Source organism: Arthrobacter sp. B0427-1-12, assembly GCF_059092905.1.
On record NZ_JBNHIC010000150.1, the window covers coordinates 1 to 1,331 of the forward strand.

General features: G+C 64.2%; 2 protein-coding genes. One reads left to right on the forward strand and one right to left on the reverse strand.

The window, feature by feature from the left end:
- Positions 1-276 precede the first annotated feature (276 nt).
- Complete coding sequence (locus AC5RWU_RS24255; RefSeq protein ID WP_493986723.1) at positions 277-903, reverse strand: dihydrofolate reductase family protein; 627 nt, start codon at positions 901-903, stop codon at positions 277-279.
- A gap of 86 nt (positions 904-989) precedes the next feature.
- Between AC5RWU_RS24255 and AC5RWU_RS24260 the strand changes: the two genes are divergently transcribed.
- Positions 990-1,331: hypothetical protein (locus tag AC5RWU_RS24260; RefSeq protein WP_493986724.1), on the forward strand; the 342-nt coding region annotated here is incomplete at its 3' end.

Below are 1,331 nucleotides of genomic sequence, written 5' to 3' on the forward strand. Positions count from 1 at the left end.
GCCTCCGCTGTCCCGTCAGGCCTCCACGGATCCCCGGAACGCGACGGGCAGACTTTCAACCCCCACGGCGCGGCAGCGCCCCTGGACCGCTGTCTCAATTTAGTTGGCATTTTCGCAGTTAGGTGGCAGCCTACGGGTTTCGGGGTTTGTCTCAGTTAAGGTGGCAATCGTGCACCGGATCGCTCTCACGGACGGGCAGCGGTGGCTGTTCCCCGGCGCGGCGCGGACGGATCTTGGGTGTCCTGCGCGACGCGATCTCGGGTCGGCGCGGCCAAGTCATGTGTTCGGGTCGGCCGTGGACGTTCCGTACTCCGGGCGCCCGACAGGCCGATAGGTCTGGATGGTTATGCCCCGGGAAGTGGTCCGCGAGCTGACCAGGTCGAGTGCGATGTCCGGACCGGAATCGGGGAACAGCCGTGCGCCCTGGCCGACGACGACGGGATAGATGAGCAGGTCGAGCTGGTCGACCAGGTCACTGGCGAGCAGCCATCGGACGAGGGCACCGCTGCCGGGCACCAGCAGTTCGCCCTCCTGCTGCGTTTTCAGATCAACGACGGCTGCGGCGACGTCACCGGTCAGGACAGTCGTGCCCGCCCACTTCGGGTCGGTGAGGCTGGTCGATGCCACGTACTTGGGCCGGCTGTTCAGCGCGGCGGCGATCGGGTTCGCGCTCGGGTCGGTCATCGCTCCCCAGTAGCCGGCGAAGATCTCGTACGTCCGCCGGCCGAACAGGAACGCGGCCGCGCCGCCGTAGATCTGGTTGAGATAGTCCCCCGTTCCGGTGTCGAGAAGCGGTATGGCCCATCCGCCGCGGTCGAAGCCGCCGGTGCGGTCTTCGTCCGGTCCGCCCAGCCCCTGCATCACGCCGTCCACCGAGACGTTGGTCGTCGTCGTCAATCTCATGTCGTGATCACACCCCCTCTGGATCTGCGCTACTTGCTCTAAAGAAGCACACTTTCAGGTGTTTATCTACGGGTTAGCATCGGGTCGTGCGTACGCGGGACTACGGCCAGTTCTGCGGTCTCGCGCTCAAGGAGCTGGAGGAGGACGGTCTCGTAGTACGCGAGGCGCGGACCGGCTCGGACCGGTCGGTGGTCTACCGGGCGAGAGATGCATACGGAATTGCCAACTCAAGTAAGACGGCAGCAGCGCGATCTATCTCAGTTTGCTTGGCAAGACCCCAGGTCAGCATTGCCAACTTCAGTGAGACCGGACAGCCAGCTGCATTGCATGTGTGGGAGGTGCAGACAGCATTCACTGTCGGTTTTCTTTTCCTGTCTTCTGCAGTGCCGCTTCAGGTTTCGGCTGAAGCAGTCTCTGCCGGGTACTGC

Excerpts from the sequence above, each read along its gene's own strand:
- AC5RWU_RS24255 (WP_493986723.1), bottom strand. The coding sequence starts at position 903 with ATGAGATTGACGACGACGACCAACGTCTCGGTGGACGGCGTGATGCAG.